The sequence below is a fragment of the Amycolatopsis ponsaeliensis genome, from assembly GCF_030182635.1.
Classification (GTDB): Bacteria; Actinomycetota; Actinomycetes; order Mycobacteriales; family Pseudonocardiaceae; genus Amycolatopsis; species Amycolatopsis ponsaeliensis.
Genome location: NZ_JAPZLD010000006.1, coordinates 275,972 through 293,527, shown reverse-complemented (window position 1 = coordinate 293,527; position 17,556 = coordinate 275,972). Strand labels below are relative to the sequence as shown.

General features: G+C 71.8%; 10 protein-coding genes. 8 read left to right on the top strand and 2 right to left on the bottom strand.

What is annotated here, in order from left to right; genetic code table 11:
- Window positions 1–637 precede the first annotated feature (637 nt).
- Window positions 638–1,021 carry a peptidase inhibitor family I36 protein gene (locus tag QQ657_RS12175; RefSeq protein WP_284742183.1) on the bottom strand — a complete coding sequence of 128 codons (384 nt, stop codon included), beginning with the start codon at window positions 1,019–1,021 and terminating at the stop codon, window positions 638–640.
- A gap of 232 nt (window positions 1,022–1,253) precedes the next feature.
- Between QQ657_RS12175 and QQ657_RS12170 the strand changes: the two genes are divergently transcribed.
- Both QQ657_RS12170 and QQ657_RS12165 read left to right on the top strand, forming a co-directional pair.
- A complete protein-coding gene (locus QQ657_RS12170; RefSeq protein WP_284742182.1) occupies window positions 1,254–2,426 on the top strand; it encodes an MFS transporter in 1,173 nt (390 codons plus the stop codon).
- A 277-nt stretch (window positions 2,427–2,703) separates the two neighbouring features.
- Window positions 2,704–3,873, top strand: coding sequence for a sensor histidine kinase (locus QQ657_RS12165; protein ID WP_284742212.1), 1,170 nt, complete (start codon window positions 2,704–2,706; stop codon window positions 3,871–3,873).
- On the opposite strand, the gene QQ657_RS12160 is transcribed toward QQ657_RS12165, so the two are convergent.
- Complete coding sequence (locus QQ657_RS12160; RefSeq protein ID WP_284742181.1) at window positions 3,847–4,485, bottom strand: phosphoglycerate mutase family protein; 639 nt, start codon at window positions 4,483–4,485, stop codon at window positions 3,847–3,849. The two genes, QQ657_RS12165 and QQ657_RS12160, sit on opposite strands and share 27 nt — an antisense overlap.
- Window positions 4,486–4,541: 56 nt before the next feature.
- On the opposite strand from QQ657_RS12160, the gene QQ657_RS12155 reads away from it, so the two are divergent.
- The 6 genes from QQ657_RS12155 to QQ657_RS12130 all read left to right on the top strand — a co-directional run bounded on the left by QQ657_RS12155 (window position 4,542) and on the right by QQ657_RS12130 (window position 17,556).
- A complete protein-coding gene (locus QQ657_RS12155; RefSeq protein WP_284742180.1) occupies window positions 4,542–6,560 on the top strand; it encodes a bifunctional copper resistance protein CopD/cytochrome c oxidase assembly protein in 2,019 nt (672 codons plus the stop codon).
- A gap of 136 nt (window positions 6,561–6,696) precedes the next feature.
- Window positions 6,697–8,373, top strand: a complete 1,677-nt coding sequence (ettA, locus tag QQ657_RS12150; protein WP_284742179.1) for an energy-dependent translational throttle protein EttA — start codon at window positions 6,697–6,699, stop codon at window positions 8,371–8,373.
- Between the two features lie 16 nt (window positions 8,374–8,389).
- Window positions 8,390–10,909: a tetratricopeptide repeat protein gene (locus QQ657_RS12145; RefSeq protein ID WP_284742178.1), complete on the top strand. Its 2,520-nt coding sequence runs from the start codon at window positions 8,390–8,392 to the stop codon at window positions 10,907–10,909.
- Between the two features lie 617 nt (window positions 10,910–11,526).
- On the top strand, window positions 11,527–16,512 hold the full coding sequence (locus QQ657_RS12140; protein ID WP_284742177.1) for an NAD-glutamate dehydrogenase: 4,986 nt from the start codon (window positions 11,527–11,529) through the stop codon (window positions 16,510–16,512).
- The gene (locus tag QQ657_RS12135) at window positions 16,509–16,928 is read left to right on the top strand and encodes an acyl-CoA thioesterase (RefSeq protein ID WP_284742176.1); all 420 of its coding nucleotides are present in this window, start codon (window positions 16,509–16,511) and stop codon (window positions 16,926–16,928) included. Before QQ657_RS12140 ends, QQ657_RS12135 begins: the two co-directional genes overlap by 4 nt.
- Window positions 16,921–17,556: a DUF8010 domain-containing protein gene (locus tag QQ657_RS12130; protein WP_284742175.1), complete on the top strand. Its 636-nt coding sequence runs from the start codon at window positions 16,921–16,923 to the stop codon at window positions 17,554–17,556. Before QQ657_RS12135 ends, QQ657_RS12130 begins: the two co-directional genes overlap by 8 nt.

The following is a 17,556-nucleotide window of genomic DNA, read 5'->3' as shown; positions in this document are numbered from 1 at the left end:
CGCCTCGTGGGCCGCGGGACCGCCCGAGAGCCTTGCTGACGCGTTGCGGGCTCTCTGACGACTCGCGGGGACGGCTCGACAGTCGCCGGACCGTCCGTGAGCCTCGCCGACGCGTTGCGGGCCCCCTGGTGACCAAAGAGGGGCGGTACGACGGTCGCAGAGTCGCTTGAGAGCCTCGCTGACGCGATGCGGGCTCTGACGACCACGGAACGGCTCGACGGTCGCCGAATCGTCCGTGAGCCTCGCTGACGCGATGCCGGCTCCCTGGCGACCACGGACGGCTCGACAGTCGCCGAACCGCTCGAGAGCTCAGCTGACGCGTTGCCGGCTCTCTGACGACCACGGACGGCTCGACGGCTGCCGGACCGTCTGTGAGCCTTGCTGACGCGTGCAGGCTCCCCCCTGGCGACCAAGGAACGGCACGACGACCGCCGCCAACCGCCCGAGATGCCCGGCTCGGCCGCCGGAACCCGCGCGAGCCGTGAGCGCTGTGGGAAGCCCGTGGGCGCGCCCCGCCGCTGGGGCGCGCCCACGGGGTGGGGCCGCTGTCGGGGGAGCGGCCCCGGTCGGGTCCGGCCGCCGCCGCGAGCCGGCTCTCCCCTTGGAGCAGGCGGCGGTGCGGGCCCGGGTCAGGCCGTCACTCCCAGATCTGGATCCCGCGGACCAGGAACGGCGCGTCCGGGACGAACGTGCCGCCACCCGGGTAGGTGACGAAATCTCCCTCGGTCGAGCATTCCTCGCTCTGGTACACCGTGACGTCCCGCGTCAGCAGATTCGCGAATGACGATCCGGCGAATCCCTCGGGTAGGGGAATGCATTCCCCCGGATTCGCGGTGCGCAGGTCGAAACGCTGGGCATCGCCGCCGTAGTCGCCGGCCGACCACAGGCAGAATTCGCCCTTCTGGCACCCCGGTTCGGCCTGCGCGGGCGCGGCCTGAGCGGTTCCGACGCTGGTCAGCAAGCCCAGCGCGGCCAGGATCAGCAGGTGCGGCAGCCGGGCGCGGAGACGGCGTGAAGACATCGTGGATTTCCCCTCTGGAATCGCGGCTTGGGGGCCGCGGTGAACTGGTGATTCCAGATTGGCGGGCGGGGGAAGATTTGTCAGCCCGCTATTTCGGATCTGTGGACAGGTTGCCGGGCGGGAGACGGTTGTCCACAGATCCGCGAACGGTCTTGTGGGAGTGCGGAGGAGGTGCTAGGGCCTGGTCCGGCCGCGCGAACTCCGTCACGCTGGGGCCACGAAAGGGGGTTCGATGCGGGACCGGATCGCGGTGTTCGTCGTCTTCGCGCTCAACGGCCTCGCGCTGGGCTCGTGGGCATCGCGCACGCCGGCGCTGGCGGCGCAGGTGCACGCCTCACCGGGAGTTTTCGGCCTGGCGTTGCTCGGCGCCAGCGCCGGGATGCTCGCCGCCGCGTCGGTGTCCGGCCGGATCATCGAACGGGCCGGCGCCCGGGTGGTCGTCGCCGGCAGCACCGCGAGCGCGGCCGGCTCGATGGTGCTGGTCGGGTTCGCGCCGACCGTGCCGCTGCTGGCCGGCGCCCTGCTCCTGATCGGCGCGAGCGTCGGGATGCTCGACGTCGCGATGAACGTCGCCGCGGTGGCCGTCGAACGCCGGATCCGCCGCCCGATCATGCCGGAGTTCCACGCCGGCTTCAGCTTCGGCGCGCTCGCCGGTTCGCTGGCCGCGGGGCTCGCCGCCGGCCACGACTGGCCTCCCGGCCGCCACCTGAGCGTGGCCGCGGTCGTCGCCGTGGCGGTGCTGCTGTTCGTCGTCCGCGCGGTCCCCGGCAGCCGTCCCGAACCCAGCGAAGAAGCCGTGCCGAGCCGGGCGCCGATCCGCCGTCCGGTGCTGTGGCTGCTCGCCGCGGTCGCGCTGGCTTCGGCCATCGCGGAAGGCGCGTCCTCGGACTGGTCCGCCTTGCTGATGACGGCCGAACGCGGCGTCGGCCAAGGCGCCGCGGCCCTCGCGTTCGCCGGCTTCCAGCTGGTCATGGCGCTGACCAGGCTCGCGGGGTCGTGGGCGCAACGCCGGTTCGGCCCCACGCGCTGCCTCGTCGCGGGGTCGGTCCTGGCCGCCGCCGGGCTGCTCGCCGCGGCCGCGATCCCGGTCGCCGCCGCCGGTTACGTCGGCTTCGCGCTCGCCGGGGCGGGCCTGGCGGCGTCGTTCCCGCTCGCCCTCAGCCTGGCCGGCGACGCCGGCAAACGCGGCGACGGCACCGGCGGCGAGCGCGAGATCGGCTTCGTCACGGCGATCGCCTACACCGGCTTCCTCGGCGGGCCGCCCATCGTCGGCGGCATCGCGCAGGTGACGGACTACGGCGTGGCGTTCGGGTTCGTCGGGCTGGTCGCCGCGCTGATCCTGCCCGCCGCCCTCGGCGCCCGGCGGGCGCGGAACCGGGAGGCGGCCGCGCTGACGGCCGAATGACGCTGCCTGGGCCGGCGCACCCCGGCCGCCGCAAAGCCACCCACGACGAGGACGCAGCGGCGTTGACGGCCGAATCGTGACAAAAGTCCGGGAGCCGTGGCCTGCCGGGCAGCGTCTCTTTCCCATACGGCCCCTATCGCCGAAGCCCCGTTGACAGTGCGGAACCGGGCGGGGCAAGCTGAGCCCGTCGTAAACTGAAATGAATGCACCGACGTTACGAGTTCAGGTGGGCTGGTCAGGGTAGGGGCCTTGACCCGGGGAGGACGTCGTGAGGGTTGTGCTGCTCGGCGGCGCGGGGGCGCTCGCCGGCGGAGCCGGGATCCCGCTCGTGCAAGGGGCGGTGCCGAGGCTCGTGCTCGTGCCGGTCGCGTTCCGGCTCGCGTTGTTCCTGCAAGCGGTCTGGGCCGGCGGCCCGCTGGGCGCTCCGGTGCTCGGCCTCGCCATCGTGCTCTACCTCGTGCCGAACCTGGCCGAGGTGGCCTGGGTCTTCCACCGCAGCACCGGCATCCGGCCGGTGCTCGCCGCCGACACCGCGTACACGCTCGTCACGAGCGTCGCCGCGGCGATCTTCGCCGCGCATGAACCCGGCCTCCTTGCCCTGACCTGGCCGAACATCATGGGCACGGTCATGGTCTGGACGCTGCTGCGCGGCGCCCCGTCCGGCGCGATCGCGATCACCGGCGCCGTGCTCCTGCGCTACGGCATGGCCGTGGTGTCCGGCACGTCGGCGCCCGCGACGTGGATCGTGCTCGCCCTGGTCGCGGCCGCCGCGACGGCGCTGGCGATCGTCATGCTCGTCGCCGGGGCGATGCGGTTCGCGCACCGCCTGGGCGAGCAGCGCGGCCGCGCCGCCGAACGGGAGCGGTACCGGCGCGACCTGCACGACACGGTCCTGCAGGTGATGGAGTCGCTCGCGCTGCCGGCACCCCGCGACGGCCTCGACCCGGTGGGCAGTCTCGACCAGGTCCGCCGCATCGCCCGTGCGCACGCCCTGCGCCTGCGGCTGAGCCTCGACGGCGACGCGCCCACGGAGCCGGGCGGCCTCGAGCACCGCCTCGGCGCGCTGGCCGTCGAAATGACGGCGGAGGGCCTGCGCGTCGACCTCGTCTCGCTCGCGAAGCCCACCGACGTCCCGGAGAGCGTTGTCAACTCCCTGCACGACGCGGCTCGCGAAGCGCTGCGAAACACGTTGAAGCACGCGAAGACGGGCAAAGCCGTCATGTGCCTCGAAGAGCACGACGGCATCGTCACGGTGTCCGTGCGCGACCACGGGACCGGCTTCGACGCCGCCGCGCGCCACGCCGGCTTCGGCATCGAGAACTCGATCCACGCCCGGCTGGCCGAGATCGGCGGCACCGCGCGCATCGACTCGGCGCCCGGCCAGGGCACCCGCGTCGTGCTGACCGCGTCGCTGGAGCCGTCAGAGCTGCGTTTCCCCGTCGGGTGAGTCCCGCCACTGCGTGAACGGGCGGTCCAGCGTCCACTTGCCGCCCTGCTCTTCGAGGATCCGGTACTCGCAGGTCCCCGGGTTGGACAGCGACTCGAACAGCTCGATGCTCCAGCCGAAGAGACGGCGGCAGAGCAACCGCAGCGTGAGCCCGTGCGAGACGATCAGGATCGTGTCCGGGTGACCTTCGTCGCGCTGGCGCAGGTCCGAGAGGAACCCCGCGACGCGGTCGTCGACGTCGGCGCCCGACTCGCCGAACGGCAGCCGGTAGAAGAAGTGCCCGAACTCGTTGCGCCGTGCCTTCTGGAGCTCCTGCTCGGCCGGGTCCTGGAGGTTGCCCCAGTCCTGTTCGCGCAGCCGCGGCTCCTGCAGCAGCCGCTCGCACGACGCTTCGATGTCCAGCAGCCGCAACGTTTCCCGCGTCCGCAGGTACGGGCTGACGTAGACGGCGGGCCGCGCGCCGCCGAGCAGCCGGGCGATCTCCGGGCCGGCGGCAAGCGCTTCCCGCTCGCCCTGTTCCGTCAGCGGCAGGGCGTGGTCCGGGATCCGCGTGTAGGCGAGCTCGTCGACGTTGCCGAGCGACTCGGCGTGCCGCAGGAGGATCATCTTCACGCTCCCATCCTGCCCGTCACACGGGCCTGACCGGGGCTGGGCATACCCTCTGGGGCGTGTCCAGCGAGCCCGTGACGAAATCCGGCGTCCCCACGCAGCGCCGGGCCAGTGTGCTGCCCCTGCTCGCGGTCGGCGTGCTGCTGGCCGCCGTCGTCGCGATCGGGCTGATCGCGCTCACCGGCGGGGCCGGCTACGTCATCGCCGGCCTGCCGGATCCGGGGCTGGTCACCAAGTACGGCATCACCGTCATGCGCGTGCTGTCCGAAGCCGCGTCGGTGATCTGCGTCGGGTCGCTGCTGCTGGCCGCGTTCCTGGTGCCGCCGCAGAAGTCCGGCACGCTCGGCCCGGAGGGCTACGGCGCTCTCCGCGCGGCCGGGATCGCCGCCTGGGTGTGGTTCGGCGCGGCCTTGCTCTCGGTCGCCTTCACCGCCGCGGACACCGCCGGGAAGCCGTTCGGCGAGGTCCTGGACCCGCAGACGCTGCTCGACCTGGTCGGCGCCATCGAGCAGCCGAAGGCCTGGCTGTGGACCGCGCTGATCGCGATCCTCGTCGCGCTCGGCTGCCGGCTCGCGCTGTCGTGGGGCTGGACGGCGGTGCTGTTCTTCCTGGCCGTCGGCGGGCTCGTGCCGGTCGCGGTCACCGGGCACTCGGCCAGCGGCGGCTCGCACGACGTCGCCACCAACAGCCTGCTGTTCCACCTCGTCGCCGCGTCGCTCTGGGTCGGCGGGCTGATCGCGCTGCTGGCACTGGGCTACCGGCGCGGGAACCACCTGAGCCTGGCCGCGCAGCGGTTCTCGCGCCTGGCGCTGGTCTGCTGGATCGTGATGGCGATCTCCGGCGTGGTCAACGCACTGGTCCGGATCGGCTTCAACGACCTGTTCACCACCGACTACGGCCTCCTGGTCGTCGCCAAGACGGTCGCGTTGCTCCTGCTCGGCGTCTTCGGCCACCAGCAACGCCGGAAGGGCATCCCGGACCTCGTCGACGGCAAGGGCGGGGGCCAGCTGATGCGGCTGGCCGCGGTCGAGATCCTGATCATGTTCGTCACCATCGGGATCGCGTCCGGCCTGGCCAGGACACCGCCACCGGCGGACGCGGTCACCCAGCCGTCCACCACCGAGCTGCTGATCGGCTACAACCTCGACGGCGCGCCGACGGTGTGGCGGCTGCTCTTCGACACCCGCTTCGACCTGGTCTACGGCACCCTCGCGCTCGTGCTCGGCGGGCTGTACCTCGCCGGGGTGCAGCGGCTGCTGCGCCGCGGCGACTCCTGGCCGGTCGGCCGCACGGTCTCCTGGATCGTCGGCTGCGTGGTGCTGCTGATCGCGACGTCGTCCGGCATCGGCCGCTACGCGCCCGCGATGTTCAGCGTCCACATGGGCAACCACATGCTGCTGTCGATGGTGGCGCCGGTGCTGTTCGTCCTCGGCGGGCCGGTGACGCTCGCGCTGCGCGCCCTGCCGGCCGCGGGCAAGGACGCCCCGCCGGGACCGCGCGAGTGGATCGTCGCCTTCGTGCACTCCCCGGTGTCGCGGTTCCTGACCCACCCGGTGGTCGCGCTGCTGCTGTTCGTCGGCTCGTTCTACGCGCTGTACTTCTCCGGCCTGTTCGACAACGCGCTGAACTACCACTGGGCGCACCTGGCGATGAACGCGCACTTCCTGCTCGCCGGGTACGTCTTCTACTGGCCGGTGATCGGCGTCGACCCGGCGCCGCGGCGGATCCCGTACCTCGGCCGGCTCGGCATGATGTTCGCCGCGATGCCGTTCCACGCGTTCTTCGGCGTGATCCTGATGAGCACCCAGACCGTCATCGGGCAGGCGTTCTACGGCCAGCTGCACCTGCCGTGGGTGTCCGACCTGCTCACCGACCAGCGGCTCGGCGGCGGCATCGCCTGGGCGTCGGGCGAGCTCCCGGTGCTGCTGGTGCTGATCGCTTTGCTGGTGCAGTGGTCGCGCCAGGACGAGCGCGAGGCGAAGCGGCGAGACAGGCGCGAAGCGGCGACCGGCGACGAGGAGCTGAACGCCTACAACGCGATGCTGAAGAACCTCGCCGACGGCAAGCGGGCCGACTGAGTCTCGACTTCCGGTTGAGGTTCAGCCTTGTCCGGAGCCGGGCAAAACGACGGTTTCGGTGACCCCGGGCTGACTTTCGGTAGTCCGACGGTGACCGGCGTCGGGTCGCGATCAGGTGCGCTCTACGATCGTCGGTATGGCCGAGTTCATCTACACCATGAAGAAGGTGCGCAAGACCGTCGGGGACAAGGTCATCCTCGACGACGTCAGCACCGCGTTCTACCCCGGCGCCAAGATCGGCGTGGTCGGGCCGAACGGTGCCGGTAAGTCCACCGTTCTCAAGATCATGGCGGGGATCGAGACGGCCAGCAACGGCGAGGCGTTCCTCCAGCCCGGTGCGAGCGTGGGCATCCTCATGCAGGAGCCGGAGCTCAACGAGGAGAAGACGGTCCGGGGGAACGTCGAGGAGGGCCTCGGCGAGATCAAGACCAAGCTCGACCGCTACAACGAGATCGCCGAGCTGATGGCGACCGACTACAGCGACGCCCTGATGGAGGAGATGGGCCAGCTCCAGGAGGAGCTGGACCACGCCGACGCCTGGGAGCTCGACTCGACCGTCGAGCAGGCGATGGACGCGCTGCGCTGCCCGCCGCCCGAGGAGGGCGTCACGCACCTGTCCGGTGGTGAGCGCCGCCGCGTCGCGCTGTGCAAGCTGCTGCTGTCGGCGCCCGACCTGCTGCTGCTCGACGAGCCCACCAACCACCTGGACGCCGAGAGTGTCCTGTGGCTGGAGCAGTTCCTCTCCCGCTACGCCGGCGCCGTCCTCGCCGTCACCCACGACCGGTACTTCCTGGACAACGTCGCCGAGTGGATCATGGAGATCGACCGCGGCCGCGTCGTCGGCTACGAGGGCAACTACTCGACGTACCTGGAGAAGAAGCAGGAACGTCTCGCGGTCCAAGGCAAGAAGGACATGAAGCTCGCGAAGCGGCTGAAGTCCGAGCTCGAGTGGGTGCGGTCCAACGCCAAGGCCCGCCAGACGAAGTCCCGTTCGCGGCTCGACCGCTACGAGGAGATGGCGGCGGAGGCGGACAAGCACCGCAAGCTCGACTTCGAAGAGATCCAGATCCCGCCGGGCCCGCGGCTGGGCAACGTCGTGGTCGAGGTCGAGAAGCTCAAGAAGGGCTTCGACGACCGCGTCCTCATCGACGGCCTGTCGTTCGACCTGCCGCGCAACGGCATCGTCGGCGTGATCGGCCCGAACGGCGTCGGCAAGACCACGCTGTTCAAGACCATCGTCGGGCTCGAGGAGCCGGACGACGGCGTGGTCAAGATCGGCGAGACGGTCAAACTGTCCTATGTGGACCAGAACCGCGGCGGGATCGACCCGAAGAAGACGGTCTGGCAGGTCGTCTCCGACGAGCTGGACTACATCCACGTCGGCCAGACCGAAATGCCGTCGCGCGCATACGTCAGCGCGTTCGGTTTCAAGGGCCCGGATCAGCAGAAGCCGGCGGGCGTGCTCTCCGGTGGTGAGCGCAACCGGCTCAACCTGGCGCTGACGCTCAAGCAGGGCGGGAACCTGATCCTGCTCGACGAGCCGACGAACGACCTGGACGTCGAGACGCTGGGCTCGCTGGAGAACGCGCTGGAGCAGTTCCCCGGCTGCGCCGTCGTGATCTCCCACGACCGGTGGTTCCTCGACCGGGTCGCGACGCACATCCTGGCCTGGGAAGGCACCGACGAGAACCCCTCGCAGTGGTTCTGGTTCGAAGGCAACTTCGAAGGGTACGAGAAGAACAAGGTGGAGCGGATGGGCGCCGAGGCCGCCCGCCCGCACCGTGTCACCCACCGCAAGCTGACCCGCGACTGAGGGGGCGGGTTTCCCCGTGGAAGCCAGCAAGCAGCACCGGACGGGCCCGCTCTCCCACGAGAGCGGGCGCGCCGCCAATGCCGGGGGAACCCTCTCCGCAGTAGGCCGGCTGATCGAGCGGGCGGATGCCCTGCACCTGCGGGCGCCCGAGCTCGCGCTCGTCCTGGGTGAGCGCGCGGCCGCGTTGTCCGAGGCCGCCGGCGCCGACGAGCAGTGGATCCGGTCCGAGAGCCTGGTCGTGTCCGCGCGCGTCCGGCTCGGCGAACGTCCGAGCACGGTCGGGCGGGCGGTCGCGGCGTTGCGCGCGGCCGAGCACGCCGGCTACGGCGACATCGCCGCGCGGCTGCGCATCGACCTCGCCGTGTGCGCCCGCAGCCTGGGCGTGCCGCTGACCGGGCTCGCCGCCCTGCGGCCGGTGCTCACCGATCCGGTCGTCTCGCCGGTGCACCGCGCCGCCGCGCTGACCCACCTCGTCGGCTGCCTCGGGTTGCTGGGCCGGAAGGCCGAGCTGGACCGGGCGCTCGTCGAGGCGGACAAGCTCGTCCTCGGCGACGAGTCCCTGGGTGCCGACACCCAGCTGCTGGTGCGGGCGCTGCTGCGCGTGGGCACGGCCGCACACCGGCGTCGGCACGGTGACCTGACCGCGGCGGCCGACGCGGCCCGGACCGGCTTGGGCTTCCTGGAGAAGCTCGACAACCCGGCCGACGACGGCGGGCTCGTCCGGATCCGGCTCGTGCTGCTTCTGGTGAGCACGCTGCTCGACCGCGGCGACGCCGAAATGGCGTATGAGATCGCCGAGCCGATCCTCGCCGAGCCGGTGCGGGCGGCCGGGGTCGCGCCGATGGGCTGGCTGCGGCTGGCCGTCGCGACCCGGATCCACCTGTCCTCGGGTTCGGGCGAAGCGGCGATCGAGTTGGTCCGCGAAGCCGTGGCGAGCACCGACCGGCACGGGCTGTCCGCGATCACCGCGCGGCTGTGGCTGGAGCTGGCGCAGCTGGAGGAGCGGTTCGGGCAGCCTGAAGAAGCCATCGCGTGCCTGTACCGCTCGCGCGCGGCCGAGCAGCTCCACGCGCGGGCCCGGCGGCAGGCGTGCGGCGTGCTGGCCGGCGAGTTCGGCACGGGGGAGCCGGCGTCGGTCGACCTCGACGAGGTGCTGAAGGCGGTGCCGTCGCGGCCGGTCCCGGTCGTGGCCGAAGTGGTGGCGGCCCCCGAGCCTTCGCTGCGGACGCCGGGCTGGTCGTTCGGCCGCGAGGAGACCCCGAAGCCCGAGCCGCGGCAGCCGGCGCCCGCGTGGTCGTTCGAACGGCCGCGCGTGACCGCCGACGCGGCCGAGACATCGCTGATGCCGGCGGTGCGGGACGAGCCCGCGGAGCCCCGCGTGCGCCCGGAGCCGGTGGTCGTCGAGCGGCGGCGGCCGGAGCCGGTCGAGGCTCAGCCGGCGGGACGTCGGGAGCCGGAGCCCATCGAGGTCCGGTCGGCTTCGGTTGAGCCGGTGCGCCGGTCTGAGTCTGTCGATCCTCCGCGGCGTGAGCTGGAGCCGATCGAGGTGCGGTCGGCTTCGGTTGAGCCGGTGCGCCGGCCCGAGTCCGTCGAACCCCCGCCGCGTGAGCTGGCGCCCATCGAGGTGCGGTCGGCTCCCGTCGACCCGCCGTGGCGGCGCGAGTCGCCCGGTCAGGCGCGGCCGATCCCGGCCACGCCGGAACCCGCCGTAGCGCAGCCGTCCGGACGCCGGCGCGCGCCCGAGGTTCCCGCCGAGCCGATCGAAGTCCGCACTGCGCCCGAGCGCCGGGCCGAACCTGCCGAGACCCGGGCCGCCGCTCCCGAGCCACCTGCGCCGCGGGAGATCGAGAAGACCAAGTTCTCGTGGGCGGCCCTGGCCGAAGCGCGGCTGCGGGAGACCGCCGCCGAACGCGAGTCGGCGCCCACGCGCATCACGCCGGCCCTGCCGCTCGCGCCCGAGCCCGCCGCCGAGCGGGAGCCGCGGCGCGAACCGCAGCCCTCGACCCGCCACGACGCCGAGCACGGTTCCGAGGCCGCCCAGTCGGTGCTGGACCGGTTGGGCATCTCGTCGTCGGCCGGCGCGAGCGGCGGTCGTCGCCGTGCCGAAGACGCCGACAGCCGCGCCGACGACAGCCCGCGCCGGGAGCGCGCCGAGCCGGAGCTGGCGCCACCGCCGCGGCCGGAGGACGAGCCGCCGTCGGTGCCGGACTACCGCGACGAAGCCGAGCCCTGGCTCCCGCGGCTGCGGATGCCGCCGTCCCTGGAGCCGATGGAGGACTTCGGCCACTGGACCCCGGCGACGGCCCCGTTCCCGGAGAGCTACGCGCGCGCCATCGCGGAAGACGAGCCCCCGCCGGACGCGGGCCTCGCGGACCTGCTCGCCCGCGCGCTGGCCGAGCACCAGGCAGGCACCGCGAGCGCGGCGGCGCTGGTCAAGCAGCTGGGATCGAAGGACACGGGCCGCCGCAACGGCCACGGCCGCAACGGTCACGGAGCCGAGGTCCCGGACTCCCGCCGCCACGGCTCGGGCGACTGACCAAGCCCGAGTCCCGGCTCGGCAGGTGTCTTGAATGAGTCATTCAAGACCTGCGACGTCCTGAATGACTCATACAAGACGTCGGCAGAGCACCGGTGCCGAGCCCGCACCGAGCCCGCGAACCCTCCCGAGCCCACCGGGCCGTCCTCGTTTCACCCCGCGAAGCCCCCGCGCCGAACCCGGACCCGTCGCCGAATTGCCGGATTCGCCCACCCCGCACCGCACCCCAGCGGGCCCCGCGTCGGCGAGACCCCCCTATTCGTCGCCGACCTGTCGGAGCCCCGCGGACAGTGGCGTCCGTCGCACTCCGGCGTCGCCGACCGGCCGACACCCTTCGCCGAACGGCTCCGCCGGACCTCAGCTGAACCGATCATGTTGGCTCTACGTCGGGTAACGCCCGCCGAGCCCGGCTGGTCAGCGCCGCGCGGACCCTCCGAACGCAACCCGTCAGTAGCTTGACCGATCACGCGAAATCGCTGGCCCGGAAGGGTTTTCCGGGTCTGGGGAACCCCCGGGTCTTCATGTGATCCCCGATCGCGGCGCATTAGTGTGGGGTAGTCCGGTTCAACGCCGAACCGGCGTGGTGCCATCTCACGAATACTGGAGAGTTGCCTCAAATGAGCTCGACCGGAGTCTCGTCCCTACCCGGAACCGGAGCCGACACCGAACCCGAATTCGGTCAGCGCTCCCCGGCCAGCCCGGAGCAGATCAGGGACGACCTGATCGACGCCGCCGCCGGCCTGGCGCCGGAGATCGGGGAGCTCATCCGGCTCTACTACCGGCACATCCCAGCTGAAGAGATCGTCGGCGACGAGCCCGTCAACCTGGTCGGCGCGGTGCGCTCGCACCTGCAGCTCGCCAAGTCCCGGATGCCCGGCCGCCCGGCCGTGCGGCTGCTGAACCCCACCGTCGCCGAAGACGGCTGGGCGCGCGAAGCCACCGTCGTGCAGGTCGTCACCGACGACATGCCTTACCTCGTCGACTCGATCGCCGCGGAGTTCGCCCGGGACGGCGTGCAGGTGCAGCGGATCGTCCACCCGATCGTCGTCGTCAGCCGCGACCTGACCGGCGAGCTCCAGGAAGTCCATCCGGACGCCGACCCGGGCGAGCCGCCCGCGAACTCGGCCGCCGAGTCGTGGATGTACATCGAGATCGACTTCGTCACCGATCCGAACCGGGCTCGCGAGCTCGACAACCGCCTCTCCAGCGTCCTGGGGGACGTCCGCGAGGTCGTCGAGGACGCCGAGAAGATGGCCCAGACGGCCTGCCAGCTCGCGAGCGAACTGGAAACCGACCCGCCGAAGCTGCCCCAGGCCGAAGTCGCCGAGGGCGCCCGCCTGCTGCGCTGGCTGGCCGACGGGCACTTCACGTTCCTCGGCTACCGCCGCTACGAACTGGTCGACAACCCGCACCCGGACTCGGACGACCCGGCCCTGCGCGCCGTGCTGGCTTCCGGGCTCGGCGTGCTGCGCCAGGACAGCCTGGCCGCCCGCGGCCTCACCGCCGGCCCGGACACCGCCGCGTCCGCGCTTTCGCCGACGCTGCTGGTGCTGACCCAGGCGAGCGCACCCTCGACCGTGCACCGGCCGGTCTACCCGTACTACGTCGGCGTGAAGACCTTCGACGGCGAAGGCCACGTCACCGGCGAACACCGCTTCCTCGGCATGTTCACCACCACGGCGCTGCACGAGAACGTCCTCGACATCCCGGTGGTCTGCAAGCGGGTCCGCGAGGTCATCCACCGCGCCGGGTTCCCGATGGAGTCGTTCTCCGGCCAGCGGATGCTCGAGGTGCTGCAGAACTGGCCGCGTGCCGACCTGTTCTCCGCCGACACCGACTCGCTGTACTCGACGACCACCGGCGCGATCACGCTGTCGGACCGCCGGCGGCTACGGCTGTTCCTGCGCCGCGACCCGTACGGCCGCTTCTACTCCTGCCTCGTCTACCTCCCGCAGGACCGCTACACGACGCGGTCGCGGCTGGCGATGCAGGAAGTCCTGCTGGAAGAGCTCGAAGGCACCCAGCTCGAGTACAGCGCGCGGATCGGCGAGACCGTCCTCGCGCAGGTGCACTTCATGGTGCACACCGATCCCACGCGCCGGCTGGAGCTGGACACCCCGCGCATCCAGGACCGGCTCAACGACGCCGTCCGCAGCTGGGACGACCGGATGGTCGAGGCGGTCCTCGACGAACGCCGTGAGCGTTCGGACGGCGGCGTCGCCGTGGGCGTCCTCGGCGAGGAGTCGGCGACCGAGCAGGGCCAGCGCTTCGCGAGCGTCTTCCCCGAGGGCTACCGGGAGGACTTCTCCGCCGAAGAGGCACTCGCCGACCTTCGCGCGCTCGACTCGCTGACCGACGAGGGCGACCTCGCGCTGTCGTTCTACTTGCCCGCCGACGCCGAGCCCGGCGAGCGCCGGTTCAAGCTCTACCTGCGTGGCGAGGGCGTGACGCTGTCGAAGGTGCTCCCGGTGCTGCAGGCGATGGGCGTCGAGGTCGTCGACGAGCGGCCGTACGAGCTGCACCGCGAAGACGGCGGCGCGTGCTGGATCTACGACTTCGGCCTGCGCATCGACCAGAAGGTGATGGCCAAGCCGGACGCCGAAGCCATTACGGCGCTGCGCGACCGCTTCCAGGACGCCTTCGAGGCTGCCTGGCGCGGCGACGCCGAGGTCGACGGGCTCAACGGCCTGGTGCTGCGTGCCGGGCTCACCTGGCGCCAGGCGGCCGTGCTGCGCGCCTACTCGCGGTACCTGCGCCAGGCCGGCAGCGCGTTCTCCCAGGACTACATCCAGAACACGCTGCTGAACCACACCCAGGTCGCGACGAAGCTGCTGCGGCTGTTCGAGGCCCGCTTCGACCCGCAGCTGGGCGACGCCGACCGCGAGGCCGCGACCGAAGCGCTGGCGAGCGAGCTGAGCGCGATGATCGACGAGGTCACCAGCCTCGACGAGGACCGCATCCTGCGCCGGCTGATGGCCGTCATCCAGGCCACGCTGCGGACGAACTACCACGTCACCGACGCCGACGGGGCCCCGCGGACCTACCTGGCGATCAAGCTCGACCCGGCCGGCGTGCCCGACCTGCCCGAGCCGCGGCCGCGCTTCGAGATCTTCGTGTACTCGCCGCGCGTCGAGGGCGTGCACCTGCGCTTCGGCGAGGTCGCGCGCGGTGGCCTGCGCTGGTCGGACCGGCGTGAGGACTTCCGCACCGAGATCCTCGGCCTGGTCAAGGCGCAGGCGGTCAAGAACGCCGTGATCGTGCCGGTCGGCGCGAAGGGCGGCTTCGTCGTGAAGATGCCGCCGGCCCCGACCGGCGACGCGAGCATCGACCGCGACGCCCAGCTCAACGAGGGCATCGCCTGCTACCGCATGTTCATCTCCGGCCTGCTCGACCTGACCGACAACCGGATCGAGGGCAAGACCGTGCCCGCGCCCGGCGTCGTCCGGCACGACGCCGACGACTCGTACCTGGTCGTCGCGGCGGACAAGGGCACCGCGAAGTTCTCCGACATCGCCAACGAGATGTCCGCGCGGTACGGCTTCTGGCTCGGCGACGCGTTCGCCTCCGGCGGCTCGGTCGGCTACGACCACAAGGCCATGGGCATCACGGCGAAGGGTGCCTGGGAGAGCGTCAAGCGGCACTTCCGCGAGCTGGGCAAGGACACCCAGACCGAGGACTTCACCGTCGTCGGCATCGGCGACATGATGGGCGACGTCTTCGGCAACGGCATGCTGCTGTCGGAGCACATCCGGCTCGTCGCCGCGTTCAACCACATGCACGTCTTCCTCGACCCGAACCCGGACGCGGCCTCGACGTTCGCCGAGCGCCGCCGGCTGTTCGACCTGCCGCGCAGCTCGTGGGACGACTACGACCGCTCGCTGATCAGCGAGGGCGGCGGGATCTACCCGCGCTCGGCGAAGTCGATCCCGATCAGCCCGCAGGTCCGCGAAGCCCTCGGCCTCGACGAAGGGGTCACCGCGCTGGCGCCGATGGACCTGATCCAGGCGATCCTGCTGGCCCCGGTGGAACTCCTCTGGAACGGCGGCATCGGCACCTACGTCAAGGCGGAGACCGAAACCCACACCGCGGCAGGCGACAAGGCCAACGACGCCATCCGCGTCGACGGCAAGCAGCTGCGCGTCAAGGTGCTCGGCGAGGGCGGCAACCTCGGCCTGACCCAGCTGGGCCGGATCGAGTTCGCCCGCGCCGGCGGCAAGATCAACACCGACGCGCTGGACAACTCGGCCGGCGTCGACTGCTCCGACCACGAGGTCAACATCAAGATCCTGCTCGACCACCTGGTGACGACCGGGAAGCTCGAGGAGGCGCAGCGCAACGACCTGCTGGCGGAGATGACCGACGAGGTCGGCGCGCTGGTGCTCGACGACAACTACCGGCAGAACGCCGTCCTCGGCGTCAGCCGGGCGCACGCCGCGCCGATGCTGTCGGTGCACGCGCGCCAGGTCCAGGCGCTGGTGGCCGCGGGCGCCTTCGACCGGAAGCTCGAAGCGCTGCCGAGCAACTCCGAGTTCCGCGAGCTGGAGAAGGCGGGCAAGGGCCTCACGTCACCGGAGCTCGCGACCCTGCTCGCGCACGTCAAGCTGGAGCTGAAGGGCGAGCTGCTGGCCAGCGACCTGCCCGACTCGAAGGTGTTCGCCGGCCGGCTGTCCGAGTACTTCCCGAAGCCGCTGCGCGAGCGGTTCGCCGACGCGATCGGCGAGCACCCGCTGAAGCGCCAGATCATCACCACGATGATCGCCAACGAGGTGGTCGACGGCGGCGGGATCTCCTTCGTCTACCGGCTGATGGAGGAGATGAGCGCGACGGCGACCGACGCCGTCCGCGCGTACGCGGTGGTGACGCGGGTGTTCGACCTGCCGGCCCTGTGGGCGGAGATCGACGCGCTCGACAACGTCGTGCACACCGACGTCGCCGACGCGATGGTGCTGGAGACGCGGCGGCTGCTCGACCGGGCCGCGCGCTGGTTCCTCACCAACCGCCCGCAGCCGCTGGCGCCGCTGTCGGAGATCAAGCGCTTCGGCCGGGTGCTGGGCAAGCTCGTTCCGAAGATCGGTGACCTGCTCCGCGGCCGCGAGGCGGAGTCGGTGCAGAAGCACGTGGAAGAGCTGATCGCCGCGAACGTGCCCGAGGAGCTGGCTCGCCGCGTCTCGCTGCTGCTGCACACCTACGGCCTGCTCGACGTCACCGAGGTGGCCGAGCTCGCCGAGCAGCAGGTCGGCGTGGACGCCCCGCACAGCCCGGCGGAGACGGCGGAGCTGTACTACGCGCTGTCGGCACACCTGGACGTCGACAAGATGCTGACCGAGATCAGCGCGCTCGAACGCGGCAACCGCTGGCACGCGCTCGCCCGGCTTTCGCTGCGCGACGACGTCTACGGTTCGCTGCGGGCGATCACGCTGGACGCCTTGAAGCACAGCGACCCGGGCAGCAGCGGGGACGCCAAGATCGCCCAGTGGGAGAAGACGAACGCGTCCCGGCTGCAGCGGGCCCGCGTCGCGCTGGACGAGATCACCAAGTCCGGCCGGCTCGACCTCGCGACGCTTTCGGTGGCGGCCCGGCAGATCCGGAGCACGGTGCGGTGACCTACGTTGCGCACGTCCGCCCGCGCTGGACGGACATGGACGTCTACGGCCACATCAACCACGCGAAGATGGTGACGCTGCTCGAAGAGGCACGCATCCCGCTGCTGTTCAAGGGCGCCGTCGAGGCGGGGCTCGAGGAGCTGCCGAAGGGCATCGTCGTCGTCAAGCTGGAGGTGGCCTACAAGGCGCCGATCGTGGTGTCCGGGCAGGAGCTCCGCGTGGACATCGACCTGACGGAGCTGCGCGCGGCGAGCTTCCGGCTGGTCTACCGCGTGCACACCGGGCCGGCCGAATCCGACCCGGTCGCGGTCACCGCGGAGACGGTGCTGGCGCCGTACGACACGGTCGCGCTGCGGCCGCGTAGGCTCAGCCCGCCCGAGTCGGAGTTTCTGAAGCAGGGGTTCGCGGATGCCTGAGCTTTTCGTGCCGGACGCGGCGGACCGGGAGACCCTCGGTGCGTTCGTCGCCCGCGCGGTCCGGCTGGACGGCCAGACGGCCGTCCGGCTGCGGCAGCGCGGCGACGGCGTGGTCGAGGCCTGGACGGCGACGCCGTTCGAGTGCCTGGCCACGCGCGCGGTGGCCGGTGACGTCACGCCCGGCGACGTCACGGTGTCCGGCAACGAGCTGCTGGCGGCGCTGACGGTGGCGGGAGGGCCGCGGATGGACCCGGGTCCGGCCCGAGACCTCCTGTGGCACGGCGAGCTGCCGCCGTCCGGGCCGTGGCAGCTGGTCGACGAGCTGCCCGCCCGGGTGGTGTCGGACCTGGCCGACCGCGGCGTGACGCTGGCGCGCGACAACGCCGGCCCGCACGGCAACCCGCCGGCGTCGCTGATGGACCAGGCGGTGCTGACGGTCAGCGGCGGCACGGTCGAGGTCAAGGTCCAGATGCGCTGCCTGTTCGCGATGTCCGGCATGGGGTTCGTGGATTCGGACGTGGACGGCGACGTGGTCCGCGTGACGGCGACGGACTCGTGGCTGCGCCTGGACGCGCGCTACGGCGCGATCGTGCGGCGCCGGCACGCGCTGCTGCCGCTGCTGTTCTGA

Coding starts and splice junctions, on each gene's coding strand:
- QQ657_RS12170 (WP_284742182.1), top strand. CDS start 1,254: ATGCGGGACCGGATCGCGGTGTTCGTCGTCTTCGCGCTCAACGGCCTC.
- ettA (WP_284742179.1), top strand. CDS start 6,697: ATGGCCGAGTTCATCTACACCATGAAGAAGGTGCGCAAGACCGTCGGG.
- QQ657_RS12130 (WP_284742175.1), top strand. CDS start 16,921: ATGCCTGAGCTTTTCGTGCCGGACGCGGCGGACCGGGAGACCCTCGGT.
- QQ657_RS12140 (WP_284742177.1), top strand. CDS start 11,527: ATGAGCTCGACCGGAGTCTCGTCCCTACCCGGAACCGGAGCCGACACC.
- QQ657_RS12175 (WP_284742183.1), bottom strand. CDS start 1,021: ATGTCTTCACGCCGTCTCCGCGCCCGGCTGCCGCACCTGCTGATCCTG.